We start from the raw sequence: 14,570 nt of genomic DNA, 5'->3' as shown, positions 1-14,570 counted from the left end.
AGTTCTCCCTTAGGGGTAATTATCATAGAAGGATCGTAAGCCGGATGTACAAGGCCTGCGGTCTTTTCTATTAAAATATAAGAATTTATATGTTGCACACGATAACTTATCCTTCTATTTCCCGCTGAAACGGTACCGTCCTTAAAAAGGACGGCAAAGCCGTTTCCACTTGGGATTGTATACATGGTTATAGCATAATATAGTATTTTCATTTAAAATGTCCATATGACATATAAGAAAGAGGAGGATGTTCATATGGAATATCATGTTGCAATGCAAGGGAGCGATCAGGCTCCCGGTACAGCAGACAAGCCCTTCCGCTCCATTTCCCGCGCTGCGGCGCTGGCGGAGCCAGGAGATACGGTCACCGTTCATGCGGGGACATACAGGGAATGGGTGAGCCCGGGTAACGGAGGGACTGAGGATCAGAGGATTATCTATCAGGCTGCCGGAGATGGGGAGGTTGTCATCACAGGCGCTGAGCCGGTGGCAGATTGGCAGGATGAAGGAGACGGTGTCTGGAGCACGGAGGTGCCGAACAGCCTGTTTGCTGTGCGCAATCCTTTCAAGGAGAAATTGTATGGCGACTGGCTGTTCGAAGGGGCGTTCGAGCCGCATCTGGGGGAGGTCTATCTGGACGGCAAATCGCTGTATGAATGTGATAGCGTTACCAAGCTGCGCGATCCTAAGGTTTGGCCGCAGGCCAAGTACCCGGCGGACTCTCTGCTCCAGTGGTATGCAGAAGCAGGAGCGGCTTCCACCAGGATATGGGCGAGCTTCGGGGGCAAGGACCCGCGCCGGGAGAATGTGGAGATCAGCGTTCGTCCTTATTGCTTCTGGCCGGAGCAGACGGGACGGGGTTATATAACCGTCAAGGGCTTCACACTCCGCCAGGCATCTCCTCAATGGGCACCGCCGACGGCGTTGCAGGAAGGGCTGATCGGACCCCACTGGAGCAAGGGCTGGATCATTGAGGACAACCACATCTGCGAGTCCAAATGTACAGGGGTGAGCCTGGGCAAAGAAATCTCAACCGGGCACAACGAGTGGTCAAATGGCCGGATGAAGGGCGGGACGCAGCGGGAGCAGGAGGTTATTTTCCGCGCACTCCGCCAGGATTGGCATAAGGACAACATTGGAAGTCATATCGTCCGCAATAATGTAATTCATGATTGTGAGCAGGCCGGAGTGGTCGGCCATTTGGGCGGGGCCTTCAGCCAGATTGTCCAGAACCGGATTTATAATATCCATCATAAACGGATTTTCCACGGGGCAGAGGTTGGCGGAATCAAGCTTCATGCTTCACTGGATACCCAAATTTGCGACAATGTTATTTACAGCTCCTACCGGGCGTTATGGCTGGACTGGCAGGCACAGGGCACCCGTATCAGCCGGAACGTATTCTACGACAACTTGTCCGAGGATTTCTTCATGGAGGTCTGCCACGGTCCTTATATGGTCGATCACAACCTGTTCCTGTCGCCGATGAACTTCCGCAATATGGCCCAGGGCGGCGCGTTCGTCCATAATCTGTTCGCTGGCAGGTTCGTAGTGCGCCCCGAGCTTACCCGATACACGCCGTACCATATGCCGCATGAGACAGCCATTGCCGGGTACAGCAACTTCACGGGCGGCGATGACCGATATTATAACAATATCTTCCTGCGTGATGAGGACAAGGACAATGAGGTTGTGCCGATGACGTTCTTCGAGCATCTGCCGCTTGCCCCGAGAGAGCAGCTTAATGATAACGGTGAGAGGGTAATGGACGGTATCCCGGACAATTCCCGCTGTTATCTGCATCCAGTCGGATTGGGCGGCTACAACGAGCATCCGAATGCGCTGGATAAGCAGTGGTGGGAATACACCAAAGCAGAGATCAAATCGATGATCGATTCCGGCAAGCCGTTCCATCCCGAACAGATGGCCCTTCCTGTAGCCATTCAAGGCAATCTGTATCTGAAAGATGCGGTGCCGGGTGCGCATGAGCGCAGCGCGAAGGTCTATGCTGACAAAGGCATTGAGATTGAGGTTGATCCGGCTTCCGGCAAGGTGCAGGTGCATATCGTGAACCCTGAGCTGCTGCGTGCAGCCGCGCCGACCGTGGTCACCACGAATCTGCTGGGCAGAAGCTATCACGCCGAGATGCGCTATGAGGAGCCGGACGGCTCACCGTACCGGTTCGACCGCGACTTCTTCGGTACGCAGCGTCCGGACTCGAATGTGACGCCTGGACCGTTTGAATTAACAGAGAATGCTGCGTTGAAAATAGTGCTGTAGAACGGAATGGTTATGACTGAGAGCCTGTCCCTGTGGACAGGCTTTTGTGTGGTGCATGAAATGAGAAATTCTGCATGAAGTGCAACAATGGTGATGCAATAGTACAGATGGTTATAGCCGATCTCTGCCTATGAAGGTGAAGTGAGCCTACATATAATGGAAGAAGGATGAAATGATGAGAGTCGAAGGGAGATGAAGAGATGAAGACATTCAATGAAAAGTACCTAGACACCGAGGAAAACTTCAACAATGTTCATGCCTTTTTGAGAAAAATGGTACCTTTGACGGGTAAGCTTCAGACTTGGGAATTTGTCAGATTCGAGTTCTGGAACCGGTACGAAGCGCCCAAGAGTACAGATCCTAATTTCATGGAAAATAATGCACACCTATGGAAGAATGAAGCTGGTGAGATCATAGGCTTGTTCATTTCCGAATCGGGGGGCAGCTTCTTCAGCTTAATTGTCCACCCGGATGATCCGCAGCTGGCAGGCGAGATGGTGGAATGTACCCGGAATATATGGGGCGAGGGGAAAAAGAAGCTCAACACCGATTGTTATCCCTATGGTCTGGAGGTTCAGGCATTATTAGACCAAGGATTTGTGCAAGATTCTCATATCGGGAATACCCGAAGGTATGATCTTGCGGATACGGATTACACTTTGAAGCTGGAAGAAGGATTCTATATCCGCTCAATGGCGGAAGGGACAGACGAATGCGCGAAGAGTGAATTGATTGAGCAGATCTTTTCTCCGGATGATGTCAATGTCAGGAACTCAGATTACTGGAGAAAGGATCTACAATCCTATCGTGCGGAGCTTGATTTCTCGGTAGTGGATGATAAAGGGCGGCCTGTTGCCTTCTGTTTCGGATTCGTAGATCAGGATAACGGGTTCGCGGTTATAGAGACGATTGGGACCCACCCGGATTACCGGCAACGCGGCTTCGGTAAAGCGGTGGTTACCGCGTGTTTCTTGCGGCTGAAGGAGCATGGGGTGACAACGGCCTATATCACGGGGTTTTCTGCTGAGGCTAATGCTCTATATCAATCCCTGCAGCCGGTGGAGATTATTCCAGTCCATTCGTATGTGTATGAACGTCAAATCTAGTCCGTACAGGCGTTATAAATGGATTTCCATGCTCCATATATATTTTTTCGCAGCAGGTTCCTCAGCAGGATTTCACACTTAGTTTATCGAATAAACAAAGTGTAGAGATATACATATAATCTATGAGAGGAATGAGCAGCTTTGGACATGAACCATCAGAAGTATACAATACAAGCAGCGGGATATGATCAGGAGAAAGCAGGGATTGAGCGTGGTAAGATCACGATGATCGAATATCCCTCTGCCACAGTTGGCAACACCCGGAAGGCTAGAGTATACACACCGCCCGGCTATTCCAGCACAGAGAAATATAATGTCTTGTATCTGCTGCACGGCATTGGCGGAAATGAGGACGAATGGTACACTCACGGCACGCCGCAGATTATTCTGGACAACCTGTATGCCGATCACAAGCTGAAGCCGATGATTGTTGTGCTGCCGAATGGCCGGGCGATGCAGAACGACCGGGCGGAGGGCGACATCTTTGCGCCTGACAAGTTGGAAGCCTTCGGGGCCTTTGAGTCTGATCTTCTGAACGATCTGATCCCTTATATTGAAGCGAATTATTCTGTGCTGACGGACCGGGAGCACCGTGCGCTGGCCGGGTTGTCCATGGGCGGAGGGCAATCGCTCAACATGGGTCTGAATAATCTGGACCGCTTCGCCTGGGTGGGAGCCTTCTCTGCGGCACCTAACACGAAGGAGCCGGAGATACTGGTACCCGACCCGCAAAAGGTCGCGGACGCGCTTAACCTGCTCTGGTTATCCTGCGGAGACCGGGACAGCCTGAAGTATGTCAGCGACCGCACCCATGCTTACTTCTTAGAACATAATGTGCCGCATATCTGGGTAGAAGAGCAGGGCGACCACGACTGGCCGGTCTGGAAGAACGGCTTGTACCAGTTCGTTCAGCTTATTTTCTAATGGGTGTAGGGGGCGTCCGGGAACGGGGGTCTCTTATTCTGGCCGGATGAGTCTACGGCAGAAGAAATCGCGCGGGAGTAGATGGATTTTATACACTTGCTGATGAACCAATCTCCCTCACGGGAACAGGAGATGGATAAACGGCACTTAATTCATCGCAATTCACCTGAAGTGGGTGAAATCTCAAAATTAGTTGTGCTTTTTCCACTTGTTGCCGGGTAATCCTTAGAAAGCGGGAAATTAAGATACGTTTATCCAGTTGTTTGCCCGAGAGGTACTTGAACGGCTGGAGATGTTGGTTAGTTGGCCGGAATTGAGAGACGGAAGTTGCCAAAAAAGGCAGTCCCAAGCCATTATATAATGGCTCTGGGGCTGCCTCTTCTTTTACTTTTACAGCTTACGCAGTAATGCTCATTTGCTTACTTATTAGCAACAGCATCAGCACGCATTTTAACGATTTTGTCTGCTCTTTCCTTGTCTACGGCGAAGACATCGTTCCAGCCGAGTCCTTCGACATCGCTCTTCAGCTTGGTCCAGAGCTGGTCGAATTCGGCCTGGTCCTTGGCGAAGATCATTTTCCAGGAGGTGTTCTTGACATAATCGGAAATCTGGCTGCGTTTGTTCTTGACGTCAGAGGAATCGGAGCCAAGACTGGTGTTGATATTCGGCACGATGTCGATCATGTTGTTCTTCGTATAGTACTCGGTCGGAGTAGTAGCATCATAGGTTTTCTGCCAGTCTGTAGTCAGCGCAGTCTTGTTGGCTTCAATGGTGGAAGCCCAGTAGGTGCTGTTATAGAACTCTTTGGTTTCCGGGTCGGTCACGAAATCACTCATAATCATCGAGTTGACTTTACTCTGGCCATCCTGGTAACCGCCGCCGCCGTATTCAGCAGGGACCGGGGTGTTTTCCTGGAATGCAGTCTGACCAACTTCGGTCAGCTTAAATTTGCCGTCCGGTGTTTTTTCATAGTTGAAGCCTTCGAAGCCGTTGGTATAGTAACGCAGGCCTTCCGGTGAGGACATCCAGTCCATCAGTTCCATGATTCTTTCCGGCTCTTTCGCTTTGGAGCCGATGGCGAACACTCTGCCGTTCCCGAAGTAAGCATCACTGTTCTGGATCAGATGGGTATCGCCGATCGGAACGGCTACGTTGCCGTCACCCTGGTTGCCGCGTTCAATCGTGTTGTAGAAGCCTCTCTGCCAGGAGTACCACAGGAGCAGCACCTGCTTGTTGGTCAGCTTCTCAGATACCTTGTTCCAGTCCTGGGAAGGGGAATCCGGGTCGACGAGACCCATTTTGTTAGCGTCATAATAGAACTGCAGAATCTTCTTGTACATACTGTTGTCGTCCACGATCGGAACGATATCGCCTTTGGCATTCAATTGAATAGTTGTCGTGCCGTTCGGCTGCTCATAGCCATACCAGTTACTCAGCCACCGGACATTCTCCATGCTTCCGCCGTCCCAGTCCTTCCACAGCGTAATCGGAACAATCGGCTTGCCGTCCGGAGTCTTCGGATATTTAGCCTGCATGTCCTTCAGGGCCGTCATCAGGTCGTTCAGATTATTCAGCTTCGGAGCGCCGATTCCTTTGTAATAATCCCAAGGCATAATCGGGCTGGAGTAAGGCAGCTCTTCCGAAAAGGTCGTTGGCGAAGTATCGGCGGTGAAGGCCGGGAGAGCATAGATTTTACCGTCCGGATTCTGCTTCTCGAAGGCCACATTGAACGGCTTGAAGTGATTGTCTACATATTGGGACAGATGCTCCGTGTTCTTAATCATGTCGGTTAGATCCATAATCATGCCTGCCGGAATCAGTTCCTCGAGCTGGCTGTTCTCAATAATCAGGAGGTCACCGAGGTCACCGGATGCCGAGCGGGTCTTGTACAGCTGGTCGCCCGCTACCTGCGGAGCCAGAATGTTCAGCGTGATATTGAATTTGTCCTTAAGCAGCTTGCCATACCATCCCGTCTGCTCGCCTTGATAGTTAGCTGCGTTGTCGAATACCGTAATGGTTAGAGGTTTGCTGTGATCGATGCCTTTGCTAGTGCCCGGATCGGATGACTCAGTAGGTGTTCCGGGTTCGGCCGTCCCCGCAGCAGCTCCTCCATTGTTGGAATTACCGCTGCAACCACTTAGCGCCGTTGTTACCAGTAGAATGGTCGTCCCTAGTAACAGCGCGGACTTTCTGCCCAGCTTATGATGTGTTTTCATGTGTAGCCCCCCGAATGTTTAATGTATCATAAATGGCGCTGGCGGATTAGCCTTTGACCGCACCAATTATAATTCCTTTTACAAAAAATCTCTGGAAGATCGGATATACCAGCAGAATAGGTGCGACTACGATAATGGTTACGGTCATGCGGATGGAGGTAGAGGTCTGCTTGGTCGCCAGAGTTGCCATGGCCGTTGATCCGGCATTCTGCAGATTGACCATGGTCGACAAGGAGCTTGCCTGGTTGATGTAGTTATACAGAATGAACTGTAAGCTGTAGAGCTTACTGTCCGTCACCAGCAGGAGCGTATCCTGGAAGGAGTTCCACTGGTTAACCGCCGAGAAAATGGCAACGGTTGCAAGGATCGGCTTGCTGATTGGCAGAATGATTTTGTAGAAAATCGTGAAGATTCCTGCGCCGTCAATGCTGGCCGCCTGCTGAAGCTCCTTCGGTGTTGCCTCGACGAAGGTTTTGACCAGGATAATGAAGAAGGGTGCTACTACGGACGGAAGAATATAAGCCAGGAAGTTGTCCGTCAGATGCAGCGATCTCATGGTCAGATACCAAGGGATGATCCCGGCGTTGAAGAACATCGTGATGATGGTGAAGCGGTACCAGAATTTCTTGCCCCACATGTCCTCCTGGGCGAACATAAATCCGAGGAAGGCCGAGGCGCCGACGGTCAGCAGCGTACCAATTACTGTTCTGCCGAGAGAGATCATAAAGGCATTGCCCAGACCGGGGATTTTGAACACATCGATATAATTCTGGAAATGAATCCCCTTAGGCCAGAAAATAATTTCGCCCTTGGCGCTTAGGTCGTTCGCGCTGATCGTATTGATAATGATCGAGTAGAACGGATAAACGCAGATGAAGGCGAACAGTGAGAATAGGATGTAGATAATAGTGGAGATGATTTTATCGGCAGCACTGACCTGCATTTTGACCGTTTTTTTGGTGATGTCGATCTCCCGGGTGTTTGGCGTAAGACTGGTCTGGTTGTCACTCATACAATGCCCTCTCCTCTCAGCATTTTGGACAGCCCGTTCACCGAAAAGAGAAGCACCACGCTGATTACACTCTTCAGCATACTGATCGCAACGGAGACGGAATAGCTGCCGCCGCCCATGGCGAGGTTATACACATATAGATCAAGAACCTGAATAGTGTCCTTGTTAAACGCATTCTGGAACACGAAATACTGCTCCAATCCGTTATTCAGGAAGCTTGCGATCTGGAGCATCAGCAGGACGAAGTAGGTTGGCATCATGCTTGGCAGCACGACATGGCGGATGACCTGCATCCGGGTAGCCCCGTCTACATAAGCCGCTTCATACAGCGATTCGTCGATGCCCATGATGGCTGCGATGTACAGAATGGCGGACCAGCCGAGTGACTTCCAGGTAGCCCAAGCCCACATCGTCCACCAGACATGCTCGGAGCTCTGCAGGAACATGGTTGGAGAATCGGTCAGCCCAGTCATATGCAGGAAGCCGTTGACCATCCCCTCACTGGAGAACATGGAGAAGGCGAGGGAGTACACAAGCACCCAACTGATGAAGTTCGGCAGCGTGGTGACCGTCTGGATGAATTTGCGGAAACGGACTGCCTTGATCTCGGTCAGGAAGATGGCGAAGATCATCGGGAGCCAGGAGAAGAGGATGCCCAGTCCGCTGATGCCGAAGGTATTCCAGATGACCTGCATTAACTGGTCGATCTTGACCTGATTTTCGACTAACGAATGGAACCATTTGAAGCCGACGAACTCAGATTGGGACAATGGGATAGGCGGGGTGTAATCAAAAAATGCATAGACCCATCCATAGAGCGGATAGTAGGCAAAGACAGCGAGTAAAAGCATAAAGGGAGAGATGTAAAGGAATTTCCGGAACGAATTGCTTCTCATGCTCTGGCTGCGCATTGTTTCACTCCTCATCATATTCTCTTTGTATGATTGCTTCCTGAAGCTAAGCCGGGGCAAGCAATCCCTGGCATCTTGTCTGTCTGTCATCCCCCTTCTTCAGTAAGCAACTCCAGTTTTGATAACGCTTTCATGTATGAAACTATAATAAGTTATCGTCTATCTTCCTACAATGACCGATCCTCACCAATTATTGATCTATTGTAAGATGAAGGAGACGCGGACGGAAAGGGCAATTGCATGGGAGAGGCAAGGGAGAAAAGCAGGAGACGCGGATGAAACGGGAGTTCATAGGAGTGGGAAGAAAGGTATATGGGAGGCTAGTGGGAAACGAAAGAGTGGTGAGGAGCATTATTGCACCAATTCATTAAATGTGGACGGATGAGCTAAATGAAGGGTATTAATACACCTGATTTCATCAAAAGCGGGCGGATCGGCCGAATGAAGAGTATAAATACACTTGATTTCATCAAATGTGGGTGGATGAGCGGAATGAAGTGTATTAATACACCTGATTTCATCAAATGTGGGCAGATGAGCCGAATGAGGGGTATTAGTACACTTATTTTCAATAATGGACGGGGAGCAGCGCTTCTATGGTCTGGCAGGCAGCGGCCGTACTTACCAGAGCCTTGTTCCAGATTTCGTACTCGCCGCTCCCTCCATTCTCTTCCGCCTCAGGCGGTGATGAAGCATTGCTTGCGGTATTCATTGGCGCTGGTTCCCGTGTATTCTCTGAATTTTTTGTAGAACCAGTCGATTTCTGAATACCCCACAGCGTCTGCAATCTCATAGATCTTCATGTCGGTCGTTTCCAGCAGCAGCTTGGCCTTCTCCATCCGCTGGCGCAGGAGGTATTCGTTGAAGGACATATTTTCCTGCTGCTTGAACTTCTGTCCGAGATAGGCGCAATTGAAGTTCAAGGAGTCGGAAATCTGCTTGAGCGTAATATTACGATGGAGCTGCTCATCCACGTATTGCTTGATCGTACTGACAATTGGAGACGGGGAGGGCTGCTCTTTTTGAAGGGTGAACTCCGGATAATCCTGCTCCGCAGCAGCCGGTCTGCCGGCCGGAGCCAGCGCCCGTCTAACCGCCTCCAGGCTCCTGCCCAGCTCAGCGGGGTCTACTGGATCAGTCAAGTAATCGCTTACATTATAGAGTAAGGCTTGGCGTGCCAACCCGAAATCCCCGCTGCCCCCGAGCAGGATAATCGGAACGGAGCTACCCTGCCTGATCTGCTCACAGACTCTCATGCCCGGCGTATGGGCGTCCCTAATATTCAGAAGAACCAGTGAAATTCCCTCGCTGCGGATCAGCCGCAGAATATCGGATGAATAATCAGCATGCGCATGAATGATGAAATTCTTAAGTCTGCTCCCTGCCATATAAGAAGCGATCTCCCGCACCTGACGGTTTCGCTCTACACATAAGATTCTGTACAACCTGATGACCCCGCTTTCAGAGAGAAGTTAAGCTTCCTTCATTCATTATGTGCAACAGAGCCGGGCGCTACAATGTGCAATTCTTGCACCAGGCTCCATTTGTTTACCTGATCGAAATCCGGTTGCCCGGTGGATAAGGACTTGCGGACCCGACCTATAATTTGACAGGTGAACACCTGAAGTTAGACGGGTTGCTGCCTGAAAATGTAAGCGCTAAACTTTCGAGGTAAGTCATTCATACTTGGGGGGACAGATCATGCGGGCAAAAAAAGTAATGTCAGTATTCATTAGTATGTTGTTATTAGCTGCAACGACGGCTTGCGGCGGAGGAGCAGGGAACGGCGGGAACGCCGGAGGGGGAGCATCAGCCCAGCCGGCGGCAGCTACGGAGGCTCCGGCAGCTGAGGCCACTGCGGACGCTACACCAACTGCGGCGCCGAGCAATGCTACACCGGAAAAGGATTTCGATATGGGCGGCAGAACGATTAAGATTGTCTCTTGGTGGGATATGAAGATTCCCGAGGATAACCCGGATAATATTCAGCGTTCTAAGAATCTGAAGGCATTGATGGCCAAGCATAATTTCAAGGTTGAATATGTAGCGCTGGATTTCGGTGAATACCAGAAGAAGGTAGTGGCTTCACTGGTCGCCGGTGAACCGCTTGGTGATATTGTCAGAATGGGCAAGGGCTATATGATTCCGGTGCTGACGAAGCAGGATATGTTCTGGCCGGTTGACGAGTATACCAAGAATGAGAATGCCTTCAATCAGCGGATGACTACAGAATTCTCGCAATATGAAGGCCGGGGCTATGGCTTCTCGGAGAATGCGGGCAACCTGATCAGCGGGGTATTCTATAACCGCACACTGATGAAGAAGCTGGGCATGAAGCCGCTCCAGGAATATGTGAACGAGGATAACTGGAACTGGGAGACCTTCACTCAAGTCGCCAAAGAAGCGAACAAGGATACAGATAACAACGGGAAACTTGATGTATGGGGCTTGGCCTCAGGCGGGTTCCTGGAAATGGCGATGGCCTCCAACGAGACCGATCTGACCATTGAGGACAAACAGAATCTGGATGATCCTAAGCTGCTGGAGGTCTTCAAGTTCATCGCTAAGCTGGGAGCTGAGAAGGTAGCGCGGCCGACCGAAGGCGGGGACTGGCAGGAACCGGCGCAGTTCTTCCGCCAGGGGAACACGCTGATGTATGCGGGAGCAGATTATGAGGCGAACGGCTTCAAGACGGATATGAAGGATTATGATATCGGCTTTGTTCCTTTTCCAAAAGGACCTAATGCTACCGAATACCATAGTGTGGAATCCAATGTCCAGTTCCTGACCATTCCGAAGAAGGCCGAGAATCCGGACCAGCTGATGTATATCTGGGAGAAGATCAACGATATCGAGTCCATCTACGATTATCCGAAGCAGGCTTCCCTGGAGAGCACGTATGACAACGAGGACGATATCAACAATGCCAAGCTGGTCGAAGGCGGTATGCTGCTTACGAACCATAACACCTTCTCGACCATGCCGTACTACGAGATGATTGACGAACTGAAGAAGGGAACCTCGGCATCTACTGTCATTCAGAAGTACAAGGCGAAGGTTCAGGCTTCTGTAGACGCGGTCTACAAAAAATAAACGGATACCCGCATGGAACAACAGTCCCCCGCGGACTGTTGTTCCCATTCTTGCGGCAATTATATGCTGGAACTTGAAATACACCAACTTATGATCCATCGCTTAAGGGGAGGAGTACGATTGAATATTCGAATCAGGAACATAGCAGTTATATTGGTTGTTGTCCTGCTGGCCGGGACGATCTGGATATTTAATTCCCCGGGGCAGCCTGTGCATTCCGACTCTCCTGCAGTAGGCAAGTTCACGGCAGCCGCACAGGAAGCCGAAGAAGGCAGCTATGAAGCCTATCTGAAGCAACACGGGGATGCCCCGCGCCCTGACCGGGAGATCCGCATCGAAGGGGAGAGCTATTCCCCAGGCAGCGGAGATGCCTTCGAGGTGAAGCAGCAATTCGAGGGGCTTGACGGAACAGCAGTCATTACCCCGGAATCGGGAACCATCTCCTGGGAGGTGCCGGTTCCGGAATCCGGGCTGTATAACATCCGGGTTCATTATTATCCGGTGGAAGGTAAAAGCTCGTCGATTGAGCGTTCCTTATCTATCAACCGGGAGGTACCGTTCAAGGGAGCGGATACCTTGCTCTTCGACCGGGTCTGGGGGAACCGTGAAGAGGTCATTAAGCAGGATGACCGCGGCAACGATTTGCGCCCCAGACAGGTGGAGCAGCCGGTGTGGCAGTCCACGGTCATAGCGGACAGTGAAGGCTTCTATGAGGAGCCCTATGCCTTCTACCTGGAGCAGGGGAACCAGACCCTGTCGCTGACCGCACTCCGTGAGCCGATGGCTATTGATTATATTGAGCTGTTCCAGGACCGGACAGTGCAGTCTTATGCAGAGGCTAAGCAGCAGTATGAGACTAAGGGCCTTCAGCCGGTAAAAGAGCCATATATCGAGGTCCAGGCCGAAGCGGCATCCGCTAAATCCTCGCCTACCCTATACCCGTTATCCGACCGCTCCAGCCCGGCAGTGGTTCCTTATGCAGTCTCAAATTTAAGGATCAACACTATCGGCGGGGTGAACTGGAAGCTTCCGGGGCAATGGATCGAATGGGAGATTGATGTCCCTGAAGAAGGTCTGTACCGGATAGCGCTCAAGGAGAAGCAGAATCAGCTCCGGGGCGTCTATGCCAACCGCAGCCTGACCATTGACGGTGAATATCCGTTCACCGAGATGAAGCAGATCCGCTTCAATTACTCTCCCGGCTGGCAGATGAATGTACTCGGCGGGGAAGATCCTTATCTGTTCCATCTTACAGAAGGGAAGCACAAGCTGAGGCTGACCGTGACCCTGGGCGATATCGCACCGCTGGTCCGCACCATCCAGTCCAGTGTCCTGACTTTGAATGAAATGTACCGCAATATTCTGGCGATTACCTCCAATAACCCGGATAAGTTCCGCGACTATCAGCTGGAGAAGCGGATACCGGACATGACCAAGGTATTCCGGGAGCAGGCGGAGATTATCCGCAGTGTCGGTGAATATCTGGAGCAGGCCACCGGAGAACGCAGCGACAAGGTATCAGTCCTGTACTCGATGGTCACCCAGCTGGAAGATATGGCTAAGCACCCGGACACGGTAGCCAAACGGCTGGTCTCCTTCAAGACGAATGTCGGCGGTCTGGGAACCTGGATTCTTAGCGTGCGGGAACAGCCGCTGACACTGGATTCGCTGGTGGTCTCGGCGCCGGATAAGCCGCTTCCGTCTGCGCAGGCGACCTTCTTCCAGAAGCTGAAGCATGAGCTGAGAGCCTATGGTGCCTCGTATACCGAAGACTACGACAGTATCGGTAATGTGACGAAGAACCAGAAGGCGATTACGGTCTGGATTTCGACTGGCCGGGATCAGGCTCAAGTGATGAAGAGCATGATTGACGATACCTTCACACCGGATACGGGCATCTCCGTGGCGCTGCGGCTGGTACCTCCGAACATTCTGCTGCCGGCAACCCTGGCGGGAGAAGGGCCGGATGTAGCCATGCAGATCGGTGAGGACCTTCCAGTGAACTATGCGATGCGCAAAGCATCGGCCGATCTGTCCCAGTTCGCCGATTTCAAAGAAGTGGCTGACCGGTTCCGGGACAGTGCGCTCACCCCGTATAAGTACAGCGGAAGCGTCTACGGGCTGCCTGAGCAGCAGATCTTCCCGATGCTCTTTTACCGGAAGGATATTCTGCAGGAGCTTGGCCTGGAGCCGCCTACTACGTGGGAGGAAGTCTACAATGTGGTCTCTGTTCTGCAGAGACATAATCTGGAGTTCTATCTTCCGCTGGAGGATACACTGAACAACGCGACGCTGGTGCCCAATGCGGCCTTCACCATGCTGCTCTATCAGAACGGCGGGCAGTTGTATACGGATGATCAGAAGCGAAGCGCGCTGAACTCGGAGACCTCCATGAGTGAATTTAACAAGTGGACCCAGTTCTATACCAATTACAAGTTCCCGGTGAAGGTGGACTTTCCGAACCGCTTCCGTACAGGCGAGATCCCGATCGGGATTGCCGATTATACCATCTATAACAGCCTGACGGTAATGGCGCCGGAAATCCGCAATTTGTGGGAATTCACGGTGGTGCCGGGAACGAAGCAGGCGGACGGCACGGTGGACCATAGCGTAGCCAGCCATACAACCGGTGTCATGCTGCTGGAGAATGCCAAGGACAAGGATTCGTCCTGGGAATTCATGAAGTGGTGGACAGACAAGGACACCCAGGTCCAGTACGGCCGGGAAATGGAAGGGCTTATGGGAGCAGCGGCACGTTATCCGACCGCGAACATTGAAGCGCTGGAGGAACTGCCGTGGCCGGTGAAGGATTACAAGGAGCTGGAGAGCCAGTGGCAATGGGTGAAAGGTAACCCTCAGGTTCCGGGCGGCTACTTCACAGGCCGGCATCTGGATAATGCGTTCCGCAAGGTGGTCAACGGGAAGGTGAATCCGCGTGAAGCCCTGTCGGATTATCTGATCTACATTAACGATGAAATTCAGATCAAACGGAAGGAATTCAAACTTCCGTATTAGGTTGGAGGCTGCA

10 protein-coding genes are annotated in these 14,570 nt (G+C 51.7%); 5 read left to right on the top strand and 5 right to left on the bottom strand.

What is annotated here, in order from left to right; genetic code table 11:
• Positions 1-255 precede the first annotated feature (255 nt).
• The 3 genes from C162_RS08240 (at position 256) to C162_RS08230 (ending at position 4,310) form a co-directional block, all read left to right on the top strand.
• Entirely contained in the window at positions 256-2,280 is a 2,025-nt protein-coding gene (locus C162_RS08240; protein WP_036693424.1) for a right-handed parallel beta-helix repeat-containing protein, read from the top strand.
• A 200-nt stretch (positions 2,281-2,480) separates the two neighbouring features.
• Entirely contained in the window at positions 2,481-3,386 is a 906-nt protein-coding gene (locus tag C162_RS08235; protein ID WP_036693422.1) for a GNAT family N-acetyltransferase, read from the top strand.
• A gap of 147 nt (positions 3,387-3,533) precedes the next feature.
• Positions 3,534-4,310 carry an alpha/beta hydrolase gene (locus C162_RS08230; protein WP_036693421.1) on the top strand — a complete coding sequence of 259 codons (777 nt, stop codon included), beginning with the start codon at positions 3,534-3,536 and terminating at the stop codon, positions 4,308-4,310.
• Positions 4,311-4,729: 419 nt separating this feature from the next.
• Here C162_RS08230 and C162_RS08225 read toward each other — a convergent pair whose 3' ends face one another.
• The 5 genes from C162_RS08225 to C162_RS08210 all read right to left on the bottom strand — a co-directional run bounded on the left by C162_RS08225 (position 4,730) and on the right by C162_RS08210 (position 9,837).
• Positions 4,730-6,526 (bottom strand): hypothetical protein, encoded by a 1,797-nt coding sequence (locus C162_RS08225; protein ID WP_051493315.1) that lies wholly within the window; start codon positions 6,524-6,526, stop codon positions 4,730-4,732.
• 46 nt (positions 6,527-6,572) lie between these two features.
• Complete coding sequence (locus C162_RS08220) at positions 6,573-7,538, bottom strand: carbohydrate ABC transporter permease (protein ID WP_200869192.1); 966 nt, start codon at positions 7,536-7,538, stop codon at positions 6,573-6,575.
• A complete protein-coding gene (locus C162_RS08215; protein WP_036693417.1) occupies positions 7,535-8,449 on the bottom strand; it encodes an ABC transporter permease subunit in 915 nt (304 codons plus the stop codon). The genes C162_RS08220 and C162_RS08215 overlap by 4 nt, the downstream gene beginning before the upstream one ends.
• 568 nt (positions 8,450-9,017) lie before the next feature.
• Positions 9,018-9,161 (bottom strand): hypothetical protein, encoded by a 144-nt coding sequence (locus C162_RS35910; RefSeq protein ID WP_156949569.1) that lies wholly within the window; start codon positions 9,159-9,161, stop codon positions 9,018-9,020.
• A complete protein-coding gene (locus tag C162_RS08210; RefSeq protein WP_235218375.1) occupies positions 9,127-9,837 on the bottom strand; it encodes a helix-turn-helix transcriptional regulator in 711 nt (236 codons plus the stop codon). The genes C162_RS35910 and C162_RS08210 overlap by 35 nt, the downstream gene beginning before the upstream one ends.
• 313 nt (positions 9,838-10,150) lie before the next feature.
• Here C162_RS08210 and C162_RS08205 point away from each other — a divergent pair, with 313 nt between their 5' ends.
• Together C162_RS08205 and C162_RS08200 are read left to right on the top strand one after the other, a co-directional pair.
• Complete coding sequence (locus C162_RS08205; protein WP_036693410.1) at positions 10,151-11,542, top strand: ABC transporter substrate-binding protein; 1,392 nt, start codon at positions 10,151-10,153, stop codon at positions 11,540-11,542.
• 120 nt (positions 11,543-11,662) lie between these two features.
• Positions 11,663-14,557 carry an extracellular solute-binding protein gene (locus tag C162_RS08200; RefSeq protein ID WP_036693408.1) on the top strand — a complete coding sequence of 965 codons (2,895 nt, stop codon included), beginning with the start codon at positions 11,663-11,665 and terminating at the stop codon, positions 14,555-14,557.
• The last annotated feature ends 13 nt before the right edge of the window (positions 14,558-14,570 follow it).

It is taken from the genome of Paenibacillus sp. FSL R7-269 (assembly GCF_000517865.1).
In the GTDB taxonomy this organism is placed as follows: domain Bacteria; phylum Bacillota; class Bacilli; order Paenibacillales; family Paenibacillaceae; genus Paenibacillus_AQ.
Note: the sequence above shows the minus strand (reverse complement) of the source record. Positions and strands in the feature narration are given on the sequence as shown.

Excerpts from the sequence above, each read along its gene's own strand:
- C162_RS35910 (WP_156949569.1), bottom strand. The coding sequence starts at position 9,161 with ATGAATACCGCAAGCAATGCTTCATCACCGCCTGAGGCGGAAGAGAAT.
- C162_RS08210 (WP_235218375.1), bottom strand. The coding sequence starts at position 9,837 with ATGGCAGGGAGCAGACTTAAGAATTTCATCATTCATGCGCATGCTGAT.
- C162_RS08215 (WP_036693417.1), bottom strand. The coding sequence starts at position 8,449 with ATGCGCAGCCAGAGCATGAGAAGCAATTCGTTCCGGAAATTCCTTTAC.
- C162_RS08205 (WP_036693410.1), top strand. The coding sequence starts at position 10,151 with ATGCGGGCAAAAAAAGTAATGTCAGTATTCATTAGTATGTTGTTATTA.
- C162_RS08240 (WP_036693424.1), top strand. The coding sequence starts at position 256 with ATGGAATATCATGTTGCAATGCAAGGGAGCGATCAGGCTCCCGGTACA.
- C162_RS08220 (WP_200869192.1), bottom strand. The coding sequence starts at position 7,538 with ATGAGTGACAACCAGACCAGTCTTACGCCAAACACCCGGGAGATCGAC.
- C162_RS08235 (WP_036693422.1), top strand. The coding sequence starts at position 2,481 with ATGAAGACATTCAATGAAAAGTACCTAGACACCGAGGAAAACTTCAAC.
- C162_RS08230 (WP_036693421.1), top strand. The coding sequence starts at position 3,534 with ATGAACCATCAGAAGTATACAATACAAGCAGCGGGATATGATCAGGAG.
- C162_RS08225 (WP_051493315.1), bottom strand. The coding sequence starts at position 6,526 with ATGAAAACACATCATAAGCTGGGCAGAAAGTCCGCGCTGTTACTAGGG.